Source organism: Curtobacterium sp. UNCCL20, from assembly GCF_900101675.1.
Taxonomy (GTDB): domain Bacteria; phylum Actinomycetota; class Actinomycetes; order Actinomycetales; family Microbacteriaceae; genus Curtobacterium.
Window position 1 is genome coordinate 234,689 of the sequence record NZ_FNKG01000002.1, and the last position, 25,762, is coordinate 260,450.

At 70.9% G+C, this 25,762-nt stretch carries 27 protein-coding genes and 1 tRNA gene; 19 read left to right on the plus strand and 9 right to left on the minus strand.

The window, feature by feature from the left end; genetic code table 11:
- The first annotated feature begins 7 nt into the window (after window positions 1-7).
- From BLT36_RS10445 to pheA, 4 genes are all read left to right on the plus strand, one after another.
- The gene (locus BLT36_RS10445; RefSeq protein ID WP_175529601.1) at window positions 8-1,513 is read left to right on the plus strand and encodes a molybdopterin-dependent oxidoreductase; all 1,506 of its coding nucleotides are present in this window, start codon (window positions 8-10) and stop codon (window positions 1,511-1,513) included.
- Window positions 1,510-1,971, plus strand: a complete 462-nt coding sequence (locus tag BLT36_RS10450) for a hypothetical protein (protein ID WP_092094961.1) — start codon at window positions 1,510-1,512, stop codon at window positions 1,969-1,971. The genes BLT36_RS10445 and BLT36_RS10450 overlap by 4 nt, the downstream gene beginning before the upstream one ends.
- Before the next feature lie 9 nt (window positions 1,972-1,980).
- Window positions 1,981-2,526, plus strand: coding sequence for a MarR family winged helix-turn-helix transcriptional regulator (locus BLT36_RS10455; protein ID WP_092094963.1), 546 nt, complete (start codon window positions 1,981-1,983; stop codon window positions 2,524-2,526).
- A gap of 212 nt (window positions 2,527-2,738) precedes the next feature.
- Entirely contained in the window at window positions 2,739-3,695 is a 957-nt protein-coding gene (gene pheA, locus BLT36_RS10460; protein WP_092094965.1) for a prephenate dehydratase, read from the plus strand.
- A 51-nt stretch (window positions 3,696-3,746) separates the two neighbouring features.
- Here pheA and BLT36_RS10465 read toward each other — a convergent pair whose 3' ends face one another.
- Window positions 3,747-4,820: a diacylglycerol/lipid kinase family protein gene (locus tag BLT36_RS10465; protein ID WP_092095769.1), complete on the minus strand. Its 1,074-nt coding sequence runs from the start codon at window positions 4,818-4,820 to the stop codon at window positions 3,747-3,749.
- A 140-nt stretch (window positions 4,821-4,960) separates the two neighbouring features.
- On the opposite strand from BLT36_RS10465, the gene serS reads away from it, so the two are divergent.
- From serS to BLT36_RS10480, 3 genes are all read left to right on the plus strand, one after another.
- Window positions 4,961-6,229 (plus strand): serine--tRNA ligase, encoded by a 1,269-nt coding sequence (gene serS, locus BLT36_RS10470; protein WP_092094967.1) that lies wholly within the window; start codon window positions 4,961-4,963, stop codon window positions 6,227-6,229.
- On the plus strand, window positions 6,226-7,083 hold the full coding sequence (locus BLT36_RS10475; RefSeq protein WP_092094969.1) for an HAD family hydrolase: 858 nt from the start codon (window positions 6,226-6,228) through the stop codon (window positions 7,081-7,083). The genes serS and BLT36_RS10475 overlap by 4 nt, the downstream gene beginning before the upstream one ends.
- Window positions 7,084-7,265: 182 nt before the next feature.
- Window positions 7,266-7,353, plus strand: a tRNA-Ser gene (locus tag BLT36_RS10480).
- A gap of 9 nt (window positions 7,354-7,362) precedes the next feature.
- Here the strand turns inward: BLT36_RS10480 and mtnN are convergent.
- On the minus strand, window positions 7,363-8,079 hold the full coding sequence (gene mtnN, locus BLT36_RS10485; protein WP_092094971.1) for a 5'-methylthioadenosine/S-adenosylhomocysteine nucleosidase: 717 nt from the start codon (window positions 8,077-8,079) through the stop codon (window positions 7,363-7,365).
- A 44-nt stretch (window positions 8,080-8,123) separates the two neighbouring features.
- Window positions 8,124-8,822, minus strand: a complete 699-nt coding sequence (locus BLT36_RS10490; protein ID WP_092094973.1) for an SDR family oxidoreductase — start codon at window positions 8,820-8,822, stop codon at window positions 8,124-8,126.
- A 103-nt stretch (window positions 8,823-8,925) separates the two neighbouring features.
- Here BLT36_RS10490 and BLT36_RS10495 point away from each other — a divergent pair, with 103 nt between their 5' ends.
- Window positions 8,926-9,387: a winged helix-turn-helix transcriptional regulator gene (locus BLT36_RS10495; RefSeq protein ID WP_092094975.1), complete on the plus strand. Its 462-nt coding sequence runs from the start codon at window positions 8,926-8,928 to the stop codon at window positions 9,385-9,387.
- A gap of 66 nt (window positions 9,388-9,453) precedes the next feature.
- Here BLT36_RS10495 and BLT36_RS10500 read toward each other — a convergent pair whose 3' ends face one another.
- Window positions 9,454-10,467 (minus strand): LacI family DNA-binding transcriptional regulator, encoded by a 1,014-nt coding sequence (locus BLT36_RS10500; protein WP_254787559.1) that lies wholly within the window; start codon window positions 10,465-10,467, stop codon window positions 9,454-9,456.
- A gap of 73 nt (window positions 10,468-10,540) precedes the next feature.
- Window positions 10,541-11,776, minus strand: a complete 1,236-nt coding sequence (locus BLT36_RS10505) for a Gfo/Idh/MocA family protein (RefSeq protein WP_092095770.1) — start codon at window positions 11,774-11,776, stop codon at window positions 10,541-10,543.
- Between the two features lie 329 nt (window positions 11,777-12,105).
- On the opposite strand from BLT36_RS10505, the gene BLT36_RS10510 reads away from it, so the two are divergent.
- The 7 genes from BLT36_RS10510 to BLT36_RS10540 all read left to right on the plus strand — a co-directional run bounded on the left by BLT36_RS10510 (window position 12,106) and on the right by BLT36_RS10540 (window position 17,342).
- Window positions 12,106-12,945, plus strand: a complete 840-nt coding sequence (locus tag BLT36_RS10510; protein WP_254787561.1) for a carbohydrate ABC transporter permease — start codon at window positions 12,106-12,108, stop codon at window positions 12,943-12,945.
- A 16-nt stretch (window positions 12,946-12,961) separates the two neighbouring features.
- On the plus strand, window positions 12,962-13,903 hold the full coding sequence (locus BLT36_RS10515) for a carbohydrate ABC transporter permease (protein ID WP_092094981.1): 942 nt from the start codon (window positions 12,962-12,964) through the stop codon (window positions 13,901-13,903).
- Window positions 13,904-13,929: 26 nt separating this feature from the next.
- Window positions 13,930-15,309: an ABC transporter substrate-binding protein gene (locus tag BLT36_RS10520; protein ID WP_092094983.1), complete on the plus strand. Its 1,380-nt coding sequence runs from the start codon at window positions 13,930-13,932 to the stop codon at window positions 15,307-15,309.
- Between the two features lie 99 nt (window positions 15,310-15,408).
- A complete protein-coding gene (locus BLT36_RS10525; RefSeq protein WP_092094985.1) occupies window positions 15,409-15,879 on the plus strand; it encodes a BLUF domain-containing protein in 471 nt (156 codons plus the stop codon).
- Between the two features lie 92 nt (window positions 15,880-15,971).
- Window positions 15,972-16,583, plus strand: a complete 612-nt coding sequence (locus BLT36_RS10530; protein ID WP_175529602.1) for a ScbR family autoregulator-binding transcription factor — start codon at window positions 15,972-15,974, stop codon at window positions 16,581-16,583.
- 4 nt (window positions 16,584-16,587) lie between these two features.
- Window positions 16,588-16,896: a hypothetical protein gene (locus BLT36_RS10535; RefSeq protein ID WP_092094989.1), complete on the plus strand. Its 309-nt coding sequence runs from the start codon at window positions 16,588-16,590 to the stop codon at window positions 16,894-16,896.
- Window positions 16,893-17,342: a luciferase domain-containing protein gene (locus tag BLT36_RS10540; protein WP_254787563.1), complete on the plus strand. Its 450-nt coding sequence runs from the start codon at window positions 16,893-16,895 to the stop codon at window positions 17,340-17,342. The genes BLT36_RS10535 and BLT36_RS10540 overlap by 4 nt, the downstream gene beginning before the upstream one ends.
- Window positions 17,343-17,405: 63 nt before the next feature.
- Here BLT36_RS10540 and BLT36_RS10545 read toward each other — a convergent pair whose 3' ends face one another.
- Complete coding sequence (locus BLT36_RS10545; RefSeq protein WP_092094992.1) at window positions 17,406-17,834, minus strand: BLUF domain-containing protein; 429 nt, start codon at window positions 17,832-17,834, stop codon at window positions 17,406-17,408.
- 122 nt (window positions 17,835-17,956) lie between these two features.
- On the opposite strand from BLT36_RS10545, the gene BLT36_RS10550 reads away from it, so the two are divergent.
- A complete protein-coding gene (locus BLT36_RS10550) occupies window positions 17,957-18,685 on the plus strand; it encodes a DUF3800 domain-containing protein (protein WP_092094993.1) in 729 nt (242 codons plus the stop codon).
- Window positions 18,686-18,759: 74 nt separating this feature from the next.
- Here the strand turns inward: BLT36_RS10550 and BLT36_RS10555 are convergent, their stop codons facing one another.
- The gene (locus tag BLT36_RS10555) at window positions 18,760-19,974 is read right to left on the minus strand and encodes an MFS transporter (protein ID WP_368086374.1); all 1,215 of its coding nucleotides are present in this window, start codon (window positions 19,972-19,974) and stop codon (window positions 18,760-18,762) included.
- Window positions 19,975-20,031: 57 nt separating this feature from the next.
- On the opposite strand from BLT36_RS10555, the gene BLT36_RS10560 reads away from it, so the two are divergent.
- From BLT36_RS10560 to BLT36_RS10570, 3 genes are read left to right on the plus strand one after another with little or no spacing between them, the layout of a single operon-like run.
- Entirely contained in the window at window positions 20,032-20,742 is a 711-nt protein-coding gene (locus BLT36_RS10560) for a histidine phosphatase family protein (RefSeq protein ID WP_092094994.1), read from the plus strand.
- Window positions 20,743-20,775: 33 nt separating this feature from the next.
- Window positions 20,776-21,303, plus strand: a complete 528-nt coding sequence (locus BLT36_RS10565) for a DUF3090 domain-containing protein (protein WP_092094996.1) — start codon at window positions 20,776-20,778, stop codon at window positions 21,301-21,303.
- The gene (locus tag BLT36_RS10570) at window positions 21,300-22,058 is read left to right on the plus strand and encodes an SCO1664 family protein (RefSeq protein ID WP_092094998.1); all 759 of its coding nucleotides are present in this window, start codon (window positions 21,300-21,302) and stop codon (window positions 22,056-22,058) included. Before BLT36_RS10565 ends, BLT36_RS10570 begins: the two co-directional genes overlap by 4 nt.
- A gap of 309 nt (window positions 22,059-22,367) precedes the next feature.
- Here BLT36_RS10570 and BLT36_RS10575 read toward each other — a convergent pair whose 3' ends face one another.
- Together BLT36_RS10575 and BLT36_RS10580 are read right to left on the minus strand one after the other, a co-directional pair.
- Window positions 22,368-24,380: a vWA domain-containing protein gene (locus BLT36_RS10575; RefSeq protein ID WP_092095000.1), complete on the minus strand. Its 2,013-nt coding sequence runs from the start codon at window positions 24,378-24,380 to the stop codon at window positions 22,368-22,370.
- A complete protein-coding gene (locus tag BLT36_RS10580) occupies window positions 24,373-25,758 on the minus strand; it encodes a MoxR family ATPase (RefSeq protein ID WP_092095002.1) in 1,386 nt (461 codons plus the stop codon). The genes BLT36_RS10575 and BLT36_RS10580 overlap by 8 nt, the downstream gene beginning before the upstream one ends.
- Window positions 25,759-25,762 lie beyond the last annotated feature (4 nt).

The window sequence follows — 25,762 nt, forward strand, 5'->3', positions numbered from 1 at the left end:
ACCCCAGATGCGTGACGCCGAAGGCGATGACGCCCGCCAGGGCCAGTACGCCGACGACGGCCAGCACGGTCGGCAGCAGTCGGCCGGGTCGAAGTCGTTCGCTCATGGTCCGCTGAGGCTACCGGCGGTCCGGACGCTGCTCCTGGATGCACGATCCGCGATGGCCTCGCCGAACCGGAACGCGCGCTCGGCGGTCGTCTTCGGGCGGCTGCTCGGCGTCGCGTTCGTGATCTGCTTCGGCACCGGGCTGTACAGCTACTTCCTGCAGCAGCCGTTGCCCGGCATGCGGTTCCCCACCCAGCCGGCACAGCTCTACCAGTTCACGCAGGGCGTGCACATCACCGCGGGCATCGCGATCATCCCGCTGCTCCTGGCCAAGCTCAACGCGGTCATGCCGGCACTCGTGCAGACCCCGCCCGTGCGCGGCGTGCTGCACCTGCTCGAGCGGCTCTCGATCGCGGTCCTGGTCGCGTCGGCGATCGTGCAGGTGGTCACCGGGCTGCTGAACACGTACCAGTGGTACCCGTGGCCGTTCCCCTTCAAGCAGGTCCACAACGCCCTGGCCTACGTGATCATCGGGTCGCTGATCCTCCACATCGGCGTGAAGCTCCGGGTGATCGGCCGCTACTGGCGTGCGCGGGACTCCTACGACGAGCACGGCCGGTTCATCGCGGACGCTGCGGTGGGCAGCGAGCTGCTGCCACCGGCCCTGGCGAGCGAGGGCAGTGACTCCGCTCCGGACGCTGCGGTCGCGCAGACGGTCACCTCCTACCCCCGCGGCGTCACCGGCCGCGTCCTCCGCTGGGTCGACGGCGCGCCCGCATCCGACTCCCGGTCCACCGCACCGGACACCGACGCGCCGGAGCCGAGCCGCGCCTCCAGGCCGACACCCGAGGCGACCGCAGGACGACGTGAGCGGGTCGCCCGACGCGGCTTCCTCGCCGGCGTCACGGCGGCGACCGTCGGCGTCGTCGTCCTCACCGCCGGGCAGTCCAGCAAGCTCGCCGAACCGTTCAACGTGTTCGGCGCACGGCAGCGGCACCGCGGCCCGAACGACCTCCCGGTGAACCGCACCGCCCGCGCCGCCGGCGTACTCGCGACAGCGACCGCAGCCGACTGGGTCCTCACGGTGGTCGGCCCCGACGTGACCCGCACCTTCTCGCGCGCCGAACTCGTCGCGCTCGGCACGACCGAGGCCGAGCTGCCGATCTCGTGCGTCGAGGGTTGGAGCCAGGTGGCGACCTGGAAGGGCGTGCGGATGCGCGACCTCCTCGGGTCGGTGCGCGCTGTACCGGGCTCGCACGTCCGGGTGACGAGCCTCGAGCGGCACGGCGGCTACCGCGTCATGGACATGGGGCCCGAGTACGCCGAGGACCCGACGACCCTGCTGGCGCTCGAGCTCAACGGCGAGAAGCTCGACCTCGACCACGGGTTCCCGGCGCGCATCATCGCCCCCGGTCGCCCCGGGGTGCTGCAGACGAAGTGGATCGAGAAGATCGAGGTGATCGCATGAGGGCCGCACGCATCGTGCTCGTCGTGATCGGCGTGCTGGTCATCGCGTTCGGGGCGTACGTCCTCGTGACGACGGTGCGACCGAACCGGATCTGGGGGCTCGCGACGTGGCTCCTCGGCGCAGTGATCCTGCACGACGCGATCCTGTCGCCGTTCGTCGTCGGGGTCGGGCTGCTGCTCCGCCGGACCGGACGGTCGCTGCGGGCCTGGGCGCTCGTCGTCGTGCAGGCTGCGATCGTGCTCGGCAGCGTGCTCGCCCTGGTGGTCCTGCCGGAGATCGCGGCGAAGCACCACGGGCAGAAGAACCCCACCGTGCTGCCGTTCGACTACGGCGCACGGCTGCTCGTCGTCGAGGGCGTCCTGCTGCTCGTCGTCGTCGCGGTGCTCGCCATCGCGGCGGTCTGCGCTCGCCGGATGCCGGTCGGATCGACACTGGTTGAACCGACAACCAATCGGTAGGATGTGTCCATGACCGACGAGACCCCCTGGCTGACGCGCGAGCAGCTGCGTGCCTGGATGAAGCTCGTCGCCGTCATGGAACTCCTGCCCGCGGCGCTCGACCAGCAGCTCCAGCGGGACGCCGACCTGACCCACTTCGACTACATGGTCATCGCCATGCTGTCCGAGACCGACTCCCGCACGCTCCGGATGTCCGCGCTGGCGTCGGCCACGAACGCGTCACTGCCCCGGCTGTCGCACGTGGTGTCCCGGCTCGAGAAGCGCGGTCTCGTCTCCCGCTGCCCGTCGATCGACGACCGCCGCGCGACCGACGTCCGACTGACCGACGCCGGGTACGCCACCATCGTCGAGGCGGCGCCCGACCACGTCCGCACCGCCCGCCGCGTGGTCATCGACGCCCTGAGCGACGAGCAGGTGGGGCAGCTCGACGGCATCGCCGCGGCGCTCCTCACCCGCCTCGACCCGGACGGCCGGTTCGCCGCGCTGACCTACCCGCGGGACGACGACGACACCGCGATCTGCGAAGCCCGGCTCACCGGCACCGCGACCGACTGAGCCGACCCGGCCCGCGGCGCCGGCGCCCGTCAGCCCGCGGCGCCGGCGCCCGTCAGCCCGCGGCGCCGGCGCCCGTCAGCCCGCGGCGCCGGCGCCCGTCAGCCCGCGGCGCCGGCGCCCGTCAGCCCGCAGCGCCGGCACCCGTCGGCTCGTGGTCCCGGCGCCCCGTCACACGCGCGGGGCCGTCCGCGTCCCTGCAATAGGCTCGCCGCATGACCGACCCCGCCGCGCCGTCCGACACGTACTCCTACCTCGGACCCGCCGGCACGTTCACCGAGGCGGCCCTCAAGCTGGTCGACGCCGCGGCCGGCAAGCCCTGGCGGAGCGTGAACAACGTCGGTGAAGCCCTCGACGACGTCGTCACCGGCCGCTCGGTCGGCGCCGTCATCGCGATCGAGAACAGCGTCGACGGCGGTGTGAGTGCGACGCAGGACGCCCTCGCCCGGATCCCGGGCGTGCGGATCGTGGGGGAGTACCTCGTCCCCGTCGAGTTCGTGCTCGTCGCCCGGCCCGGCACCACCTTGGCCGACGTCCGCACCGTGAACGCCCACCCGGTCGCGTACGCGCAGACGCACAACTGGCTCGAGGCGAACGTCCGCGGGCACGGACACATCCCGGCGTCCTCCAACGTCGCCGCCGCGGCCGCCCTGCTCGACGAACACCCCACCGCCGACGCCGCCGTCGCACCCCCGGGGATCACCGACCACTACGACCTCACCGTGCTCGCCAGTGCGATCGGGGACAACGCCTCGGCCGTCACCCGGTTCGTCCTGGTGTCGAAGACCCTGGCGCTCCCGGAGCCGACCGGCGCCGACAAGACGAGCGTCATCGTCGAGCTCCCCGCCGACCACCCCGGCGCCCTGGTCGACATGCTCGAGCAGTTCGCGACGCGGGGCATCAACATGGGGCTGCTGTCCTCGCGCCCGATCGGCGACGAGCTCGGCCGGTACCGGTTCGTCATCGACCTTGACGGGCACGTGCGGGACGAGCGCGTGGCCGACGCGCTGCTCGGCCTGCGTCGGTTCAGCCCGCGCGTGACGTTCCTCGGGTCGTACCCGCGGGCCGACGGCGTCCGCCCCGAGGTGCCCACACGGTACTCGGACGCAGCGTTCGTCGAGGCGCGTGACTGGCTCCGCGCGATCGTGTCCGGCGAACCCGACCCGGACTGACCCTGCCGACCGCGCACGCCGGCGCGGCGCGCTCGGCCGGGGGCCGTCTCGTCACCTGCCGTGCCGACGGGCCGCCCGTGTCTGGTCCTCGGGGCCGGCGACGCGCACCGTGAGTCCGCCCGCGTCGATCTTGGCCCGGAACGCGACGACCTCGCCCACCGGGTCGCCGTCGACCTCGAACTCGTCGGGCTTCTCGAGCCGCGTGACGAACTCCTCGCCGCGTAGGTACCGCAGCGGGCGTTCCTCGCGGACCTTCGTGACGATGCGCTTGCCCACCCCCGTGCGCCCGAGTGCGGAGCGGCGGAACGAGCGGAGGATGGCGTTCTCCCAGAAGACCCGCGCGCCGATGCGCATCCACCCGAAGAAGCCGCGCGGGCGCATCACGACGATGTCGAACACTCCGTCGTCGATCTCGGCGTCGGGCAGCAGGGTCGCGCCGGCCTGCAGCATCCCGCAGTTGCCCACGATCAGCGAGTGCGCGCGCAACGAGTGGGTGCCGTCGTCGTCGAGTCGGTACCGGAACTCGAACGCATCGGCGTCGCGCACCGAGCGGAACAGCGAGTCGACGTAGGCGAGCCAGCCGACCTTCTTCTTCAACTCGGGCTTCGTGTTCGCGAGCATCCGGGCGTCCAACCCGAGACCGGCCATCACCAGGAACCCGAACCGTTCGCGGTCGCCGTCCGGACGCTCGATCTCGAGCATGCCGAAGTCGATCGGGCGGTCGTCGCCGTGGAAGATCGTGTGCGCGCTCGCGCCGAGGTCGTCGATGGGCGCCGGGATGTTGCGCGCCAGCAGGTTGCCGGTGCCGCTCGGCAGCAGCGCGAGTGACGCGCCGGAACCGTGCACCACCTCGGCGACGGCACGGACGGTGCCGTCCCCGCCGGCTGCGGCGACGACGTCGGCTCCGGCTTCGAGTGCCGCGCGGGCCATGCCGCCGCCCGGGTCCTCCTCCGTCGTCTCGAACCACAGGGTCTCGGCCCAGCCGGCGTCCTGCTGGTGCTTGGCCACGGTGCGCTTGAGGGTCGGCAGGTGGACCTTGACCGGGTTGTAGACCACCGCGGCCGTCCGTTGCTCGGTCTGGAGGGCGTCCTGCTGCGCAGGGGCGTTCTCCGAGGGGGTCGACATGCCCACAACGCTACCGATCCGACGCTGCGAAGGGTGGCCGACGTGACCAGCGATCGGCCTGGAGGCGCGTGTCGGCGTGGCCACGCGCCTCCAGGCCGTCTCGGACCCGGCCCGCAACCGGCGCTGGTTAGGATGATGCGGTGATCGATCCCCAGCTGCTGCGTGACAACCCGGACGTCATCAAGGCCTCGCAGGAGGCGCGCGGCGCCTCCGTCGCCGTCGTCGACGAGGCCGTCGCCGCCGACGCGGCACGGCGCGGCGCGATCACCGCCTTCGAGTCCCTCCGGGCGGAGCAGAACGCCTTCGGCAAGACCGTCGCCAAGGCGCCGAAGGACGAGAAGGCCGCGCTCGTGCAGCAGGCCCAGGCCCTCGCCGCGAAGGTGAAGGAGGCCCAGGCCGAGGTCACCGCCGCCGAAGAGACGTTCAACTCCGTCGTCCGCGCGATCCCGAACGTGGTGCTGCCGGACGTGCCCAAGGGCGGCGAGGACGACTTCGTCACGCTCCGCACCGTCGGCACCAAGCCCGAGTTCGACTTCGAACCGAAGGACCACGCCGACCTCGGTGAGCACCTCGGCATCATCGACATCCCGCGCGGCGTGAAGGTCTCCGGCTCGCGGTTCTACTTCCTCCGCGGCCTCGGCGCCCGGCTCGAGATCGCGCTGATGTCCCTCGGTCTCGACCGTGCGATCGCCGCCGGGTTCGAGCCGCTCATCACGCCGACGCTCGTGCGCCCCGAGACGATGGCCGGCACCGGCTTCCTCGGCGAGCACGCGGCCGAGGTGTACCGGCTCGAGGCCGACGACCTCTACCTGACCGGCACCAGCGAGGTCGCCCTCGCCGGGTTCCACGCCGACGAGATCCTGTCCCTCGACGAGTCGTCGGACGGGTTCCGCTACGCCGGCTGGTCGACCTGCTACCGGCGCGAGGCCGGGTCGGCGGGCAAGGACAACCGCGGCATCCTGCGCGTGCACCAGTTCAACAAGCTCGAGATGTTCGCGTACGTGCACCCGGACCAGGCCGAAGCGGAGCACGCCAAGCTCGTCGGCTACCAGGAGCAGATGCTGCAGGACCTCGGGCTGCACTACCGGGTCATCGACGTCGCCGGCGGTGACCTCGGCACGAGTGCCGCACGGAAGTACGACATCGAGGCCTGGGTCCCCACGCAGGGCACCTTCCGCGAGCTCACGTCGACGTCGAACTGCACCACGTTCCAGGCCCGTCGCCTCGACATCCGCTACCGCACCGACAGCGGCAAGACGGCCCCGGTCGCCACGCTCAACGGCACGCTCGCGACCACCCGCTGGATCGTCGCGATCCTCGAGACCCACCAGCAGGCCGACGGCTCCGTCGTCGTGCCCGAGGTCCTCCGCCCGTACCTCGGCGGCGTCGAGGTGATCGAGCCCCGATGAGCACCAAGGAGCGGTTCGTCGACGGACCGACGGGTGGCGCCGGCGGCCCGGTCCGCACGAAGCGCTGGCTCGTGGCCCTGGACATCGACGGCACCACGATGCGCGAGGACGGCGTCGTCACCGAGACCGTGATCGCAGCCCTGCGCGACGCCGAGGCCGCCGGGCACGAGGTCATGCTCTCCACCGGTCGGAGCGAGGGGATGACCGTCCCGCTCCTCGCCAGGCTCGGGATCCGGCCGAAGTACCTCGTCTGCGCGAACGGCGCCCTCACCCTCGCCCGCCGCGGGGACGGGTCGTACGAGCGCGTGCACGTCGAGACGTTCAACCCGTCCGAGGTGCTGCAGACCGTGCACGGCGCCCTCGCGCAGGCCGCGTTCGGCGTCGAGGACGAGACCGGACACTTCCTGCTCTCCGCAAACTTCCCCGACGACGCCATGACCACCGCCGGCGAGCACGTGGCCTTCGACCGACTGCTCGACGTCGAGGCCACCCGCGTCGTCGTCATCTCGCCGGAGCACGGACTCGAGGAGTTCCTGCAGATCGTCGAGGACATGGGCCTCCACAAGGTCTCGTACACGGTCGGTTGGACCGCGTGGCTCGACATCGCTCCCGAAGGCGTGACGAAGGCCACCGCGATGGAACGGGTCCGCGAGTGGCTCGACATCCCGCGCTCCCGGGTCTTCGCCGCGGGTGACGGGCGGAACGACATCGACATGCTGCGGTGGGCGTCCACCTCGGGGCGCGGCATCGTGATGGGGCAGGCGCCCGAGGACGTCATCGACGCGGGCAACGAGCTCACCGGTGGCGTCGACGACGACGGGTTGGCCGCGGCGCTCGACTCGCTGCCGCGCTGACGCGCGCCGCGCGGGCGCGGTACCCGGCTTGGTGCGGGGTTGATCGCGCGGTGCGGGACTGTAGCGCCGCACCACGTCGGCAACCCCGCACGGTGCGGAATCGCCCCGCTCACCGTCGCCGGCCTGGAGGCCCGTTAGACTTCCCGGGACGCGATCACGTCTCGCCACGTGGTCGCGTCACTGGAGGGTTGTCCGAGCGGCCGATGGAGCCTGTCTTGAAAACAGGTGGGCAGAGATGTCTCGTGGGTTCGAATCCCACACCCTCCGCCAGGACGACGGTCAGGCCCCCTCGGCCAGCCCGGTGACGATGTCGTGCACCACGCGCGCGGCACGGGCTGCCGCATCGTCGAGGTGCTCCTTGAACTCGTCGCCGTCGGGCGCGCACAGATCGCTGATGCACCGCACCGAGACGAACGGCATGTCGTGGACGTGGGCGAACTGCGCGACCGCCGCCGACTCCATGTCGACCGCCGCGACCGAGGGGAACGCTGCTCGGAGCGTCCGCGCCCGTCCCTCGGTGACGAACACCTCGCTCGAACCGATCGTCGCCGCCCGGATGGGGTAGCCGGCGTCCGAGGCGAGCGCCAGTTCCGCGAGCCGCGCGTCGGCCGTGTAGCCCGCCGGCATCCCCGGGACCTGGCCGAGCGCGTAGCCGAACGCCGTGGCGTCGGCGTTGAGGTTCACGTACTGATCGCCGACGACGACGTCGCCGATCGCCACGCCGTGCATCAGGCCACCAGCTGTGCCGACGCTGATCACCGGGATGCCGGACCCGAAGTCGTGGAACGCGTGGGCCACGGCGGCGGTCGCGTTCGTGAAGCCGATGCCGCTGCGGCGGACCGCGACCGTCGCGCCGCCGACGTCGAGCAGGTGGTGCTCGTCGTGGCCGCCGACCGGACCGTCGAGGATCGGGACGCCGCCGAGGAGCCCCGCGAACGCGGAGACCTCTTCGCTCATGGCGGCGATGACGACCGCGATCGGAGGAGTGTGTTGCACTGACCGATCCTCGCACGCCCCGCCGACGGCGCCGCCGACGGGCGTCAGACCGCCGCAGCGAGCCCCGGGTACAGCGCCTCGAGCGGGGCGCTCAGCCCGGCCCGCACGTCGCGGCTGATCTGGTCGGCGAGGACCTCGTGCTCACCGGCCTCGACGGCGTCCCAGATCGCGGCGACGATGTCGGCCGGGTCGGCCTTCTCGACGTCGAGCCCGGAGGTCATGCCGGTGTCCGTGTAGCCGAGGTGGGCGCCGACGACCTGGGTGCCCTGGGGTGCGAGCTCGAGGCGGAGCGAGTTCGTGAGGGACCAGAACGCGGCCTTCGATGCGGAGTAGCCGGCGCCGATGGCGATCCAGCTCAGTACGGAGTGCACGTCGACGAGGGCGCCGCCGCGGAGGGACCCGGCGAAGGACTTCGCGACGCGCAGCGCCCCGAAGACGTTCGTCGCGAAGACACGCTCGACCTCTTCGACGGAGGCCTCGAGGAGCGGCGCGGACCCGCCGACGCCGGCGTTGTTCACGACGATGGTGACGTCGGATGCGGCGCGGGCAGCGGCGTCGACGCTCTGCTGGTTCGTGACGTCGAGGACGAGCGGCACGATGCGCTCGTCGTCCCAGGTGCGCGGGGTGCGGGCGGTCGCGTAGACCTTGGCGGCGCCGCGGGCGAGGGCCTGGTGGACGAACTCGGTGCCGAGGCCACCGTTCGCTCCGGTGACGAGGACGATCGCGTTGTTGAGGTCGGTCATGGGGTGCTCCGGTCGTGTGAGGTCGTGTGCAGTCGAAAAGTTGAGTACGAAAAGTGAACCTAGCACCTTCCGTCTGGATTCCGAACTCAGGTAGGGTGGAGTCATGCTCGGCATCCTCGGCGGCGACGAGCGCTGCCCCATCGCGCGGTCCCTCGACGTCCTCGGCGAGAAGTGGACGCTCATGATCGTCCGCGACGCCCTCGGCGGTGCGACGCGCTTCAGCCAGTTCCAGCAGAACCTCGGCATCCCGCGCGAGGTCCTCACGGCACGGCTCGGCACGCTGGTCGGGGGCGGCGTCCTCGAACGCACCTCCTACAAGCCGGAGGGCGGTCGCGCCCGCGACGAGTACGTCCTGACCGCCGCGGGGCGGGATCTCTCGCTCGTGCTGCTCGCGCTCGGCGGCTGGGCGGACCGGCACCGGCCGTCCGAACGCGCGTCGGACCTCCGGTTCGTCGACACCGAGTCCGGTCAGGTCGTCGAGGCGGCAGCGGTCGGCCAGGAGACGCACGAGCGCGTGCCGCTCGAACGACTCAGCGCCGTCACGGAGCGTGCGTCCGCAGCGTGACCAGCCGGAGGACCGGGAGGCCCGTGGCGGGCCCGCCCCGCCCCTCCAGGCCGTCTCGTGGGTGCGTCAGCGACGCACGTCGCACCCGCAACTCGCGCCGAGCACCAACTCGGCGGGGACGAGGTCGCGGTGCCACTGGTTGTCGGCGTGGAGCCCGAGGACCCGGTCGACCGCAGCGGCCGCCATCGCCTCGATCGGCTGCCGCACGACGGTGAGCTGCGGGTTCGTGTAGTCCGCCTCGGCGGTGCCGTCGAACGAGACGACGGCGACGTCGTCCGGCGCGGAGAGCCCGAGTTCGTAGAGTGCGCGGAGGAGCCCGACCGCCTGCATGTCGGAGCTGACGAACACGGCCCGCGGGCGGTTCGGCCCCCCGAACATGCGGAGTCCGGCCTCGTAGCCGCCGCGGCGGTTGAAGTCGGTGCGCACGATCGGCCCGTCCGGCAGCCCGGCGTCGCGGAGGGCCCGCATCCAGCCCTGCTCGCGGAGCTCCATCGAGCCGGTCTGCCCCATCACGAGACCGACCGAGTCGTACCCGTGGTCGACCAGGTGCTTCGTGCCGTCGTACGCACCGCGCAGGGCGTCGACACCGGTGCTGGCGTAGTCGGGTACCTCGAAGAAGGTGTTGAGCAGGACCATCGGCAGACCCGGGTCGGTCACGGTCGACAGGTCCGGCAGGGTCATGATGCTCGTCACGATGATGCCGTCGACCTGGCGGGCGGAGAGGCTCCGGAGCCGCTCCCGCTCGAGCGCGACGTCACCGTCGCTGTTCGCGAGCAGGACGTCGTAGCCGCGGGCTGCCGCGGCGTGCGTGACCTCGACGGCGAGCTCGGACCAGAACGGGTTGTCGAGTTCGGGGACGATGAGCCCGAGCATCTTCGAGGACCCGGTCCGGAGGGCCTGCGCACTCGCGTTCGGCCGGTACCCGAGGACCCGGATGGCGTCGCGGACCCGCGCCGCCGTCTCAGCGGCGACCGGGCGGGGGCCGTCGTGCACGACGTAGCTCACCACCGAGGTGCTGACGCCCGCGTAGCGCGCCACGTCGGCGCGGGTGACCGCCCTCGGAGTCGTCGGGACGGGCACGGGTGTCACTTTCGTCGGGTCGGAGTCGCGTTCGGGTGCCGCCCCGTGCGGAGCGACACCCGAACACCACCAGCTATTCGCTGGCGATACTAGACGAGGACGCCGCCGGGACCGTCTCCGGGGCGTCGCCGAAGTCCGGCACCTCGAGCCGGACGCCGCCCTGCAGGGCCGACTGGTGGGCGATGATCCCGGGCAGCGTGAAGCGGGCGGCGGTCCAGGCGTTCACCGGCGGCAGGGTCCGGTCGACGACGGCGCGGACGAAGTCGTCGGCGAGGAACTGGTGGCTGCCCTCGTGCCCGGTCGGCACGCCCGCGTACTCCTGCGGCAGCCGGTCGGTGTCGTGCACCTCGGCGTAGCCGGACACGAACGCGTCGCGGAGCGAGGGGTCGACGTCGGCGAGGCGCGGGTCGTCGAGGTCCATCGTGGCCTGCGTGTTGATCGTGTCGCTGATGTCGTGCACGTCCTCCTTGTCCTGCCAGACACTGACCCGGGCGAGCTGCTCGAAGCTCGCCTCGGTGCCGAAGTAGCGGAAGCGGGACTCGCGGATGTGCGATGGGTAGCCGACGCGGCGCATCTCGTTGATGCGCATCACGCCGCCGTTGTCGAGCTCGAACAGCGCGGTGGCGTTCGAGAAGTCGTTGTCGAACTGGCTGACGTCCTTGTCGAAGACACCGTCGCCGCGGTCGTCCTTCACGCCGAGGCAGCTGACGCTGACGGCGTGCCCGGGGATGGCGCCGAGGACACCGCCGACGGAGTGGGTCGGGTAGAGCATGGGCGGGTAGCTGGCGGTCTGCTTCCACTGGTCGCCGCCGCTGTACTGGTAGGCGGCGTAGAAGCCGAGGTCCATGTCGTGGACGTAGTCGCCCTCGGCGTAGAAGACCCGGCCGAACGCGCCCTCGGCGACCTTCCCGCGGGCGAAGACGGTCGCGGGGTTGTAGTAGCTCGTCTCGCCCATCATGTAGGTGAGCCCGGTCTCGCGGACGGCCTCGATGATGGCGCCGATCTCCTCGACCGAGATCGCCATCGGCACCGCGGAGTACACGTGCTTGCCGGCGCGCAGGGCCTTGACCACGAGGGGGCCGTGTGTCCAGCGCTGCGTGAAGATCGCCACCGCGTCGACGTCGGAGGCGAGGACGGCGTCGAAGTCCGGGAACGTGCCGTCGAGGTGCTGCGACTCGACGAGCTCGGACGCGCGGTCGTCGACGAGGTCGGTGACGAAGACGCGGTCGACGTCCGGGTGGAGCTTGAACAGCTTGGCGAACTGGGGGGCGAACTGGCCCGCGCCGACCATTCCGACAGAGATCATCAGTGACCTTTCCAGGGTGTGGGATGCGTCGCCGAGCGGGTCGCTCCGATGCGATCGAGGGCCATCCTGACACGCCTGTCTACTCGTGACAACCCCTCTTGCTGTCCGCATTTGCGCCTCTTGCGCACTGCAATCCCCACGTGTAGATTCCCGGCTCACGGACTGCCGCACGTCAGTCCACCGCAGACGAAGGAGTCGCGATGGCAACCGAGAGCCCCGTGTCGTCACCCTTGACGACCGCCCGTCCACCCAGGAGTCGGCCCGCCGCCCGCTCCGGTGCACGGACGACCTCCCCGAGACGCCGACCCAGGAACGACCTCTGGCTCGCGCTGGTGTTCATCGCCCCCGCGGCGATCGGCTTCGCGGTGTTCCTGGCGTGGCCGACCGTCCGGGGCATCTACCTCAGCTTCACCTCGTACAACCTCCTCACGCCGCCGGAGTTCACCGGGCTGCAGAACTACGTCCGGCTCGTCCAGGACTCGATCTTCTGGCACTCGATGGTCGTCACCGTCGAGTACGTCGTCATCAACATCGTCATCCAGACGGTCGTGGCCCTCTTCATCGCCGTGATGATGCACCGCCTGACGAAGTCGACCTTCGTGCGCGGGATCGTCCTCGCGCCGTACCTCGTGTCGAACGTCGTCGCTGCGCTCGTCTGGCTGTGGATCCTCGACACGCAGCTCGGCATCGGCAACGAGATGCTCGCGGCACTCGGGCTCGACCGCATCCCGTTCCTGCAGAGCGACGTCTGGGGCATCCCCTCGATCGCGCTCATCAACGTCTGGCGGCACGTCGGCTACACCGCGCTGCTCATCTTCGCGGGGCTGCAGTCCCTGCCGGAGACGGTCTACGAGGCCGGACGCATCGACGGGGCGAGCGAGTGGAAGATGTTCTGGCGCATCACGGTGCCGCTCCTCCGCCCGATCCTGTCGCTCGTGCTCATCATCACCGTCATCGGGTCGTTCCAGGTGTTCGACACCGTCGCCGTCACCACGCAGGGCGGCCCCGCGAACGCCACCAATGTCGTGCAGAACTACATCTACAACCTGGCCTTCGGCCGGTTCCAGTTCGGCTACGCGTCCGCCGTCTCGGTGGCGCTCCTCATCGTCCTCAGCATCATCACGATCATCCAGTACCGCCTCACCCGCTCGGGTGAGTCGGACCTGGACTGAACGGAGCGTCTCGATCATGACCACGACCCTCACCCGTTCCGTCACCACGAAGCGTCCGCCTCGACCCGGCGCCGGACACCGCCGTCGCCCCTCGGTCGGCCGCGTCCTCGCGTGGATCGCGATGATCGCCGTCATCGTCGTCACCCTGTTCCCCTTCTACTGGATCCTCCGCACCGCGCTGTCGTCGAACGGTGCGATCAACTCCGACCCGACGTCGCTCCTCCCCGTCGGGTTCAGCCTGGGCGGGTTCGAGCGGGTCTTCGGCCTGCAGTCCACGAAGGAGGCCCTGGAGCAGGGCGGCTCCGGCGCGGCGCTGAACTTCTGGCGCTACCTCGGCAACTCCGTCATCGTCTCGACGCTCGTCACCGTCGGGCAGGTGTTCTTCTCCGCCGCGGCCGCCTACGCGTTCGCCCGGCTGCGCTGGCCCGGACGCGACAAGGTCTTCGCGGTGTTCCTCGCCGGCCTGATGGTGCCCGCGATCTTCACGCTGCTGCCGAACTTCGCCCTCATCAAGGAACTCGGCCTCGTCGACAACCTGCTCGGCATCGCCCTGCCGACCATGTTCATGACCCCGTTCGCGGTGTTCTTCCTGCGACAGTTCTTCCTCGGCATCTCCAAGGAGGTCGAGGAAGCCGCGCTCATCGACGGCGCCGGCAAGATCCGGGTGTTCTTCCGCCTGGTCATCCCGATGGCCGCCGCCCCGATCGCGACCCTCGCCGTGCTGACGTACATCACGAGCTGGAACGACTACTTCTGGCCGCTGATGGTGTCGTACACGGACAGCTCGCGGGTGCTCACCGTCGCACTCGGCGTCTTCAAGTCGCAGTCCCCGCAGTCCGGCACCGACTGGGCGGGCCTGATGGCCGCGACCCTGGTGGCTGCGCTCCCGATGATCGTGCTCTTCGGCCTCTTCGCCAAGCGGATCGTCAACTCCATCGGCTTCTCCGGGATCAAGTAACCCGGGCACGGACAGGACCACACACCATGACGAACGAACTGACGCGCCGTGCACTCTTCGCCGGCGGCGCCTCCGCCCTCGCCCTCGGTGCGCTCGCCGCGTGCTCGTCGCCGAGCCGCGGAACCGGCACCACTTCGCGCAGCGGGGCGACGACGGTCACCTACTGGCTCTGGGACTCGAACCAGCTGCCGGCCTACCAGGCGGTCGCCGACGCGTTCCACCGCGAGAACCCCGACATCACCGTGAAGATCACACAGCTCGGGTGGAACGACTACTGGACGAAGCTCACCGCCGGGTTCATCGCCGGCACCGCCCCGGACGTCTTCACCGACCACCTCACGAAGTTCCCGCAGTACGCCGACCTCGACGTGCTCTACAAGCTCGACGAACTCGAGGCGACCAAGGGGATCCGCGACGACGACTACCAGTCCGGGCTCGCCGAGCTCTGGAAGGGCAAGGACGGCCACCGCTACGGCTCACCGAAGGACTGGGACACCATCGCGATGTTCTACGACAAGAAGGCGATGGCGAAGGCCGGGGTCACCGACGCCGAACTCGCCGCCCTCGAGTGGAACCCCGACGACGGCGGCACGTTCGAACGGATGCTCGCACACCTCACCATCGACTCGAAGGGCCGCCGTGGGGACGAGCCCGGGTTCGACAAGCACGACGTCGAGGTCTACGGGATCTCCTCGAACGGCTCCGGCGGAGACGGGTTCGGACAGACGCAGTGGTCGCCGTTCACCGGCTCGACCGACTGGTTCTACACGAACGAGAACCCGTGGGGCGACAAGTTCCGGTACGACGAGCGGGTCGTGCAGGACACCCTCGCCTGGTACTACGGGCTCGCCGAGAAGGGCTACATGGCGAAGTACGGGGTGTTCTCCACGACCACCGGCCCCGAGGTGCAGCTCGGAGCCGGCAAGTGCGCGCTGTCCTTCAACGGGTCCTGGATGATCGGCTCCTACCTGAACATGAAGGACCTCGACATCGCGCTGGCCCCCACACCGGTCGGACCGATCGGGCACCGTGCCTCGATGTTCAACGGACTGGGGGACTCGATCACGAAGCAGGCGAAGAACCCCGAGGCCGCTGCGAAATGGGTCGCGTTCCTCGGCACCGACGCCGCCCAGGAGATCGTCGGGAAGGCCGGCATCGTGTTCCCGGCACGGCCCGCGGGCACCGAAGCAGCGGTCGCGTCCTTCAAGGAGCGCGGGCTCGACGTCTCCCCGTTCACCCGGCAGGTCGACGAGAAGACCACGTTCCTGTTCCCGGTGACCCGCAACCCCGCCGACGTGCAGGCGCTCCTCCAGCCCGCGTTCGATGACGTGTACGCCAACGGCAAGTCGATCCGCACGCTCACCGGTGTCAACGAGCAGGTCAACACCCTGCTGGCGCTCACCTGACACCCGGGTCGTCCGCACACCGCGACCACCGGTGCGGTGTGCGGACGACCGCATGCACGGCGTTGACCGTCCCCGGGAGCGCGTCCCACACTGACGGGGATGACTTCCCTCACCTCGCTCGTGTACATGTCCGTCGCCGTCGACGACCTGACCGACGGCCAGCTGGTCGCCATGCTGCGCGAGGCGCGGCTCACCAACGACGCGCTCGGCGTCTCCGGCCTGCTGCTGGCGAAGGGCGGACGGTTCATGCAGGTCCTCGAGGGACCGGCCTGGAGCGTCGAGGACCGGTTCGCCGCGATCTCGCGCGATCCTCGGCACCGTGACGTGAAGTCGCTGTCGCGTGAGTCGATCGAGACCCGCCGCTTCGACGGCTGGGCGATGGCCTTCGGCAACCCCTCGGACGACGAGGTCCGCGAGGAGCCCGGCTTCAGCACGTTCCTCACCGCGCGCACCGGTCTTCCGACCGGCCTCGCCGGGTCCCCGGCCGACTGGCTGCTCCGATGGTTCCGCGGACACGACCTCCTCGACGTCCCGGAGGAGCGGATCACCCTGGCACGGCACGCGGCCTGACCGCTGCGGTCGCGTCGGCTGACGCGGCCACCCCTCGGACTGGAGGCCCGTGGCGGGCCCGCCACGCGCCTCCAGTCCGTCACACTGGAACCGTGGAACGACGTGAGCTGATCCTGGTGGCCGCGGCCGAGGAGTTCGACCGCGCCGGCTTCGCCGCCGCGACCGTCGCGGGCATCGCCCGCACCGCGGGCGTCTCGCAGGGTGCGCTGCACTTCCACTTCCCGACGAAGCTCGCGATGGCGCTCGCCGTCATCGACGAGCAGAACGTCCGCACGTTCGCCGTCGTGAGCCACACCGACAGCTCGCCGATGGCCGCGCTCATCGGGGCGTCGAAGGGCATCGCCGACCTGCTGCGGACCGATCCGATCGTCCGCGCCGGGATCCGACTCTCGCTCGAACGCGGGGAGTTCGCCGCGGCCACCGCCAGCTTCTACGAGCAGTGGATCGCCGGGATCGTCGACGTGTTCCGGCTGGCGGTCGCGAGCGGGGAACTCCGGACCGACCTCTCCGCCGAGCAACTCGGCGCGACCGTGGTGCCGTACTTCACCGGAGTGCAGCTCGTGTCCGACGTCCGGACCGGCCGTGCCGACCTCTACCCGGCCGTCGCGACGATGTGGCGCGTGGTGGTGTCCGGCATCGCCGACCGCTCCCATCGTGCACGGTTGCTCGCGCTGGTCGAGGACACCTTCCGGCAGGCAGACTGAGCACGTGCACGATCACTCGTCCCCCTACGGCGACCCGCGGCTGGCGGAGTCGACGCTCGGGGTGCCGCGCGCCTCTGCCGCGGTCGTCGCGCTACGGCTCGTCGGCTGGGTCGTGCTCGCCGGCGCCGTCGTCACGCTGCTGGTGACGGCGTGGCTCGTCGTCACCACGATGGACGAGGGCGGCGGGGCGAACATCGGAGCGGGAGTCCTCGGCACGGCGGCGGTCTTCCTGGCACTCGCCGGGACCGGTGTCCTCGCACTCGCGGGTGTCGTCTCCAGGCGCCGCCGCACTCGCGGCAGACTGCACGCATGACAGTTCCTCGCTCCGGACCGGCTCCGACCACCTCGGTCGAGGGGCCGCACCGCCAGGTCGACCAGCGTTCCACCCCGGAACTCTGGGGACGGCTCGTGGCCGCTGTCTTCGCGCTGCCGGACGTGGTCGAGGGACACAGCCAGGTCTCGCCGCCGAGCTCCCGCGCCGTGTTCCCGACCGACCGCGAGACCGAGTCCGCGCCCGAACGGTCACTCGCACCGGGGCGCCGGCTCGAACCCGTGCACCTGCACGGCGTCGACGACACCAGCGTGCACCTCGTGCTGCCGGTCGAGCGGGGACGGGAGCTGATGGAGCTCGGGTGGGCCGAACCGCACGGCTACGCCGACTTCGGGACCGAGTTCATGGTCTACGGACCCCGGGACGACGACGAACTCGCCGTGGTGGTCGGGATCGTCGCGGAGAGCCTGGCGTTCGCGCGGGGGTGATCGGGTTGCGTCGGCGTGCACGCCCGCGTGTTCGGGGCACCTCGGGCGGGACGCACCGGGTCGTCAGACGTCGCGGAGGTCGCGGTCGCGGAACCACTTGAGGAGCCACGCCGCGCTCGTCCGGTCGAACGACGGCGGGAAGTCGATCGTGTCCGTGAGGAACGGGCTGAACCCCTCCTCGGCAGAGACGTCGGCGTCGTCGAGCGAGCGGTAGGCCATCGACCAGCCGTCGAACCGTCGGCGCTCGATGTCCTCGCGGATGAGCGACTTGACCTCGCCGTGCCGCGGGTCCTTCGCGATGACCGAGAACCGGTCGTCCACGCTGAACGCCGGACCCTCGAGCAGCTGCATGAAGCGGCCGTCCTTCGCCAACAGGATCCCGGAGACGCCGAGCGCCTCGTTCCGGAGTCGCGCCTCACGCAGGAGCTCGGCGAGGGCAGCGTCGTCGAAGGGGGTGGCCGCGCGGCTCATGTAGACGATGGAGACGAGCACGACTCCATCCTGGTGGGCGTGCTCCGGGCACGCGAATCATGTCCGTTCCCCGCCGTTGGAGCGTTGTCCACAGATCTGCGGGACCACGCGATCGACGCTGCGGATCTTCGTACGCTCGCGACGTGCCCGACCCCCTCTCCCGTCTCATCTACATCGACGACTCCGGACATCAACCCACCGGGCTCCTCGTCTTCGGATGGGTGTCGCTCTCACCGCAGGCGTGGCGACCCGTCCTCCGACGCTGGTTGGAACTCAGGAAGACGCTCTCCCGCGAGCACGGCATCGACGTCGAGCGTGAACTGCATGCGACGGACTTCGTGAACGGTCGTGGGCGCATCTCATCGTGCGTGCCCGACCGGTACGTCCATGACGGGGTGACGTACTGGAAAGACCTCGGGCGGGAACTCGCGGTCCGACTCCTGCGTGAGATGAGTTGTTTCGAGGGCATGACGGTCGGTGCGGTGTTCCGTCGCGTCGATCCACATCCGCTGCAGGCGGAGAAGGTCAGCCTGTACCGGGACCTCGTCCGATCATGGGAGCAGGAGCTCTCCGCGGACGGAGAGCTCGCGATGCTGTTCATGGACGGCAACGGAACCGACCACTCCTACCGGACCGCCCACCGACAGCTGCAGCTGGACGTCCGTCGGATCATCGAGGACCCGTTGATGATCGATTCGGCTTCGTCGCACCTCGTTCAGATGGCCGACCTGGCCGCGTGGTGCGCGTACGTCGCCGTCGAGCGTCCGCGGCGCCACGAGTTCGCGTGGTCGTGGTACGAGGACCATCTGTCCGTCAGAGATCCGCACCGGCGCCCGCTCGAGATGCCCCCGGGACACAGCGAGACCCCCTGATCTGCGCTACCGCAGGGGGGTCTGCTCCGCCAGTCTGGCACAGGACCTTCCGCGGGAACAAGCCATGGTCGTCGTCAGTCGGCGGAAGCGCTCGGGGCGGGGACCGGTGCCCCACGCTCGACTCCTCGAACGGCGTTGCGGGTGGCGGGCGCGACGACCACGGCGACGACGAGGAGGGCCGCTGGCACGAGCATCGCCGTCTGCAGGCCGAGGTGCTCGCCGAGGAACCCGAGTGCGGGCGGACCGGCGAGGAACGCGACGTAGCCAGCTGTGGCGACGACGGACACCCGTCGGTCGCCGTCGGTCGGGTGGTCGCCCGCGGCGGAGATCGCGAGCGGGAACCCGAGCGCGATCCCGAGGCCCCAGACCCCGGCTGCGGCAGCGGTGAGCACCGGGTTCGGGGACACGACCACGAGCAGCACCCCGACGGCGCCGACCACGGCGCACACCCGGATGACGGGAGCGCGACCGAACCGGGTGACGAACGGGGTGCCGGCCGAGCGTCCGACGAACATCGCGAGCGCGAACCCGGTGAACACCAGGGAGCCGACGACCTCGGGCGCATCGTGATCGGTGGTCATGAGGAGGGGGAGCCAGTCGCTCGCAGCACCCTCGGCGAACGCCATCGCCAGCGTGATCACGGCGATGAGGAGCACCTGCACGGTGATGACCGACCGGAGCCGTGGTGTGGCGACAGCTCCCGTCGTGGTGGTGTCGGCCGCGACGGCGCGGGGGAGCGGTCGGAGGTTCACGGCGGCGAACGTCGCCAGCCCGGCCATCACGACGGTGGCGACGAGCAGGTGGACCACCACGGGCGTCCGGGTGGCGGTCAGCGCGATGCCGGCGGCCCCTCCGATGACGGTCCCGAGGCTGAAGCAGGCGTGCAGCATCGGCACCACGGGTCGTCCGATGTGCCGCTCCACCGCGGCGGCCTCCACGTTGAGGCCGATCTCGGCGACGCCGGACCCGAAGCCGATGAGGAACAGTCCGGCCCAGACACCGGCCGCCGCCTGTGCGGGCGCGAGCAGCGCGACGAGCAGCATGCCGACGACGGGGAGCGCGCCTCCGAGCACGATGAGCGGCCGGGTCCCCAGGCGTCGAACGAGCGCGCCGGCCCCGAGGATCCCGATCATCGACCCGATGGACAGCCCGAGGAGGACGATGCCCATCGCCTCGATCGATGCGCCGAGCTCGTCGCGGACCGCGGGCGTGCGGGTGATCCACGAGGCGATCCCGAACCCGGTCATCGTCGACGTGGCGAAGAGTGCTGCTCGGTGGCGCCCGATCATGGGTCCATCAGAACGTTTCAACGAGACCGCGTCAAGGGTGCGCCTAGGATCGAGCGCATGGCGACCGTCCTCCTCGTCCGGCACGGACGGACCACCGCGAACGCGACCGGGCTCCTCGCCGGCCGGACTGCCGGGGTGGCCCTCGACGCCGTCGGCCGGCAGCAGGCAGCGCGGACGGCCGAGCGCATCGCCGCCGTTCCCCTCGCTGCCGTCGTCTCGAGTCCGCTGGAGCGGTGTCGGCAGACCTCCCGGGCGCTGCTCGACCGTCAGTCCGGCACGCCGGAGACCCGCATCGAGCGGGCGATCACGGAGTGCGACTACGGCGAGTGGCAGGGTCGGAAGCTCGCCGACCTCGCGAAGGAGCCGCTCTGGCGGACGGTCCAGGCGAACCCGAGCGCCGTCGTGTTCCCCGGCGGCGAGTCCATGCAGGGCATGCAGTCGCGGGCGGTGGCGGCGATCCGGCGCATCGACGCCGAGGTCGAGGCAGCGCACGGCCCGGCCGCCGTGTGGGTCGCGGTGAGCCACGGCGACGTCATCAAGTCCGTGCTCGCCGACGCGCTCGGGATGCACCTCGACCTGTTCCAGCGGATCTCGGTGGGCCCGGCGAGCGTGTCCATCGTGCGCTACGGCGAGCAGCGACCCGAGGTGGTCGCGTCGAACACCGAGTCCGGCGATCTGGCCTGGTTGGCCGCCGCTCTCGCGCCCACTGGCGATGCGGCCGTCGGGGGCGGTGCCGGTCACGACGAGACAGGTCCTGCCGGAGCTTGAACGGGTGTCGGCGTGCCCTCCTACAATGCGGGTATGCCAACCATCGTCCACGGCTTCGACTGGCCGGATCGTCTCGTCGTCGGCACGGTCGGTCAGCCCGGCGAGCGGTCGTTCTACATCCAGGCGCGGGACGGCCGACGCGTCACCAGCGTCGCGCTCGAGAAGGAGCAGTCGGCGGTCCTCGCGGACAAGATCGACGAGCTCCTCGACGAGGTCGCCACGGTCGAGGACAACCGCTTCAGCGTCCCGACGTCCGCCCCCACCGAGCTCCGTGACGGCGCACCGCTCGACCAGCCGGTCGAGCCGGAGTTCCGGGCGGGCGCCCTCAGCCTCGGGTTCGACCCGGCGACCGCCCAGGTCGTGATCGAGGCGTACCCGATCGACGACGAGATCGAGATCGTCACCGAGACGAACGAGGACGGCGACGAGGTCGAGGCAGTGGTCGAGATCCCCGAACCGGCCGAGCTGTTCCAGGTGAAGATCCCGGTCGGCACCGCCCGTGCGTTCGTCGAGCGCACGCGCGAAGTCGTGGCCGCCGGCCGTCCGTCCGGGGACGCATGAGCGACGGATCGCTGTCCATCCGGGCACGCATCCGCGAAGCGTCGAACGCGACGTTCCTGGCCGACCTCGACGGCGAGTCCGTCGTGTACAAGCCGATCGAGGGCGAACGGCCGCTCTGGGACTTCCCGGACGGCACGCTCGCTGATCGCGAGGTCGCTGCGTACCTGGTGTCGGAAGCGTTCGGGTGGGGCGTCGTACCCCCGACCTGGATGGGCGACGGACCGTTCGGGCGTGGCATGGTCCAGCGCTGGCAGGACGTCGACCCCGACCAGGACGCCGTCGACCTCGTGCCGACGGACACCGCCGACGCCGAGGGGTCGCCGTGGCTGCCGGTGCTCGAAGCGATCGACGAGCAGGAACGTCCGGTCACCCTCGTGCACGAGGACACGACCGCGCTGCGGCGGATGGCGGTCTTCGACGTCGTCGTGAACAACGCGGACCGCAAGGGCGGGCACGTGCTGGCGATGCCCGACGGGCACCGGTACGGCGTCGACCACGGGCTCACCTTCCACGTCGAACACAAGCTCCGCACGGTGCTGTGGGGCTGGATCGGGGAGCCGCTCGACCCCGACGAGCTCGAGGGCATCGACCGCGTGACCGAGGCGCTGCACGGAGCGCTCGGCGATGCGCTCGACGAGCACCTCACCGTCGCCGAGGTGGACAACCTCCGCGCTCGCTGCGCCGCGCTCCGAGCCGTGGCGATGTTCCCGCCGCCGCCCGGACACGGCCCCGCGGTCCCGTGGCCGCTCTTCTGACGTCGTCCGCCTGAGATCGGGTCGGCGGGCTCCGTCGGGTCCGGAGCCCGCCGACCCGGACCGCGTCCCGCCTGTCGGGACGCGGAGCCCGTGTCGTCCGGGTGGAGGACGCCGTCGTCCTCCGGGACGCCACGGGGAAACGACCGGTCGAGGACGGATCAGGTGCACTCGACCGGCCGAGTCGGCGCACCGTGCTGCTCGGTGCGCGTGGTCGGTGGTCGCGGCCGGGGTCCGGGGCTGCTGTTGCGTCAGCATACGACGGAGCTGTGCAGAACGACAGCCCCTCGTGGGCCGACCGGTCGTGGCTCGTCAGAGCGACCAGTCGTCGCGGAAGAGTGCGCCGCCGCGGCGTGAACCGAGGTACGACCCGACGACCGCGACTCCGAGGTCGTCGTTCTCCGGTGCGACCACCTTGCCGTCCACGCGCTTCGCCATCTGGTCGATGAACCGCGCGAGTCCCGGGTCGTCCCCGAGCCGGAAGAACGTGGTCTGGGCGCCGAGGCGGCCGGCGTTCTCGAGCTCTCGCACCGACAGCGCGATCGTGATCGGGTCCGGCGGGTAGCCGAACCACACCTGACCGTTCGGTTCGAGGTGCGACGTCGGCTCGCCGTCGGTGACGATCAGCAGGACGGGCTGCGCGGTCGGGTGCTTCCGGAAGTGCCGGTTCGCGAGCAGCAGGGCGTGGTGCAGGTTCGTGCCCTTGTCCCACATCGCGTCGAGTCCGACGAGCTGCTCGATCTCCATCACCTCGGCTTCGCGGCCGAACCCGATGAGCTGCAGGTCGTCGCCGCGGAACCGCGTCGACACGAGGGTGTGGAGCGCCAGGGCGGTGCGCTTCATCGGCACCCAGCGGTCCTCCATCGCCATCGAGAACGAGGTGTCGACGAGGAGCGCCACGCAGGCCTGCGTCCGCGCCTCGGTCTCCTGCACCTCGACGTCGTCGATCTCCAGGCGGACGCCGGGACCGATCCGTCCCGATGCCGCGGTCCGGGTGAGGGCGTTCGTGATCGACCGGGTGACGTCCCAGGGTTCGGTGTCCCCGTACTGCCACTGCCGCGTGGACCCGGACGGCTCGCCCGCCGCCCCGGACCGGCGCAGGTCGCGAGCACCCTGTCGGCCGGACATCCGTTCCGCGACGTCGCGGAGCAGGCTCTTGCCGAGCTGCCGCATCGCCTTCGGGGTGAGCCGGAGCTGCCCGTCCGCGCCGCGTCGCATCGCGCCCGAGTTCCGGAGCGCCTTCTCGAGCTGCTGCAGGGTCTTCGCGTCGACGGCTGCTTCGTTGCCGAGCTGCCGTGCGAGTGCGTCGAGGTCCAGGTCGTCGAGGTCGGAGCCCGGGCCGGACTGCGCGATCTGGTCGGCGAGGGCGTCGAGGTCGGCGATGTCCTGGAAGACCCCGGTACCGTCGCCGAGCCCGAGGCCCTGCTCGCCGTCCATCCGCTCCGAGCCGCCCCAGTCCTCGCCGGGGCGCATCGAGCGGAGGTTGCCGTCGAGCTGCGTGAGTTGTCCCATCAGGTCGGGGGAGCCGAAGGCCTGCTGGGCGAGGGCGTCGAGCTCGTCCCGCTGCTCCTGGGTCATCGAGTTCCGCATCCGCTGCGCCGCGGCCGCACGGGCAGCGAGGTCGTCGAGGAGTTCGTCCACGTTCTGCGGGTTCGACGGGAAGTACTGCCCGTGCTCGGCCATGAACTCGTCGAACTGCTCGGGGGAGTCCTCGCCGCGGGCGTGCGCTTCGAGCAGGGCGTTGAGGTCGCGCATCATGGCGGCGACGTCCTGGCGGTCCTGGTCCGTGGCACCCTCGAGCGCCTGCTTCATGCCGGCGAAGCGCTGGTCGAGCATCTCGCGGCCGAGCAGGTCCTTGATCTCCTCGTACTTCTGTCGCGCCGTGGGGCTCTTCCAGTCGTAGCCGCTGAGTTCCTGCACGGCGCTGGCCGGCGAGGGGGAGAGGCTGTCGAGCTGCATCTCGGCGAGCGCACGGTCGCCGTCGTCGATGTCGGTGTCCCGGGCGAGCTGGCCGCGTTCGGCGAGCACGGCCTCGTCGAGGAGCTGCTTGACCTGCTGCAGCGTGCCGTCGAGGTTGTTCCTGCTCGTCAGTTCGCGCCGCCGTTCGGCGACACGGCGGGCCAGGTCGTCGAGCCCGTGCTGGTCGCGACCGCCCCGGCGCAGGAACTCGCGGATGGCGCGTTCGGGCGAGGTGCCGCCCATCACGTCCTCACCGATGGCGTCGAGCGCCTCGGCCAGGTCGACCGGCGGTGCGAGCGGGTCCGGCCCGTCCTCGTACTTGCCGTAGCGGGCGTCGCGCGCGAGCCGCCGGTTCTGCCTAGCCATAGACGGCTTCGCCCCCGCCGGACTCCTTGCTGATGCGTCGCGCCAGGTAGAGCCCCTCGAGCGCGAGTTCGATCGCACCGGCCCGCTCGCCGTCGTCGGTCGCGCCGAGCCGGTCGCAGACCTGGTCGTAGAGGTCGGACTCGCCGATCGACGGCAGCCCCTCGAGGAAGGCGCGGGCGCTCACCTGCTCACCGGTCGTCACCATCGTGCCACCGTCGAGCGCCTCGACGAGGACGGCGAAGTCGAGCCCGCGGAACCGGGAGCGCACGGTCTCGGCGGTGGCCGTCCGGAGCAGGTGTTCGAGCACCTCGTCGGCGCGGTCCTCCTCGCCGTTCTCGAACTCGATCTTGCCGCCGAGGACGTCGACCGCGGTCTCGAGGTCGATCGGCCTCGCGACCGCGTGCTCCTCGCCCTGTCGGGCGGCGCGGTGCACGGCGGCCGCCGAGACCGTCTCGGCCCCGGCGATCGCGAAGCGGGCGCTGACGCCGCTCCGCTGGTCGACCGCGCTGGATCCGCGGAGGGCGCGGGTGAACCGGGCGAGGATCTCGATGAGCGCGTCCGGCACGTCGGCGGTGAGCTGCGCCTCCTGGCGGATCACCGCGATCTCGTCCTCGAGCTCGATTGGGTAGTGCGTCCGGATTTCGGCGCCGAACCGGTCCTTCAGCGGCGTGATGATGCGGCCGCGGTTCGTGTAGTCCTCCGGGTTGGCGCTGGCGACGACGAGCACGTCGAGCGGCAGCCGCAGGACGTACCCGCGGATCTGCACGTCACGCTCCTCCATCACGTTGAGCATCGCGACCTGGATGCGTTCGGCGAGGTCGGGGAGCTCGTTGATCGCGACGATGCCGCGGTGGCCGCGGGGGACCAGCCCGAAGTGGATCGTCTCGGGGTCGCCCAGGCTGCGGCCCTCGGCGACCTTCATCGGGTCGACGTCACCGATGAGGTCCGCGACGGAGGTGTCCGGCGTCGCGAGCTTCTCGACGTAGCGGTCGTCGCGGTGCCGCCAGTCGATCGGCATCGCGTCGCCGAGGTCCTCGGCGCGACGGATGCTCGCGGTGGTGATCGGTTGGTAGGGGTGCTCGCCGAGCTCGGAACCGGCGATCACGGGCGTCCACTCGTCGAGCAGCCCCTGCAGCGTGCGCAGCAGTCGCGTCTTGCCCTGTCCGCGTTCGCCGAGCAGGACGACGTCGTGTCCGGCGATGAGGGCTCGTTCGAGCTGGGGGACGACCGTGGTGGCGAAGCCGTGCAGGCCGGGCCAGGGGTCGGTGCCCTCGCGGAGGGCACGGAGGAGGTTGTCGCGGATCTCGGCGCGGACCGTCTTCTGGACGTGACCAGAGGTGCGGAGCTCGCCGACCGTTCTGATGGAGGGTCGGGTCACCCCG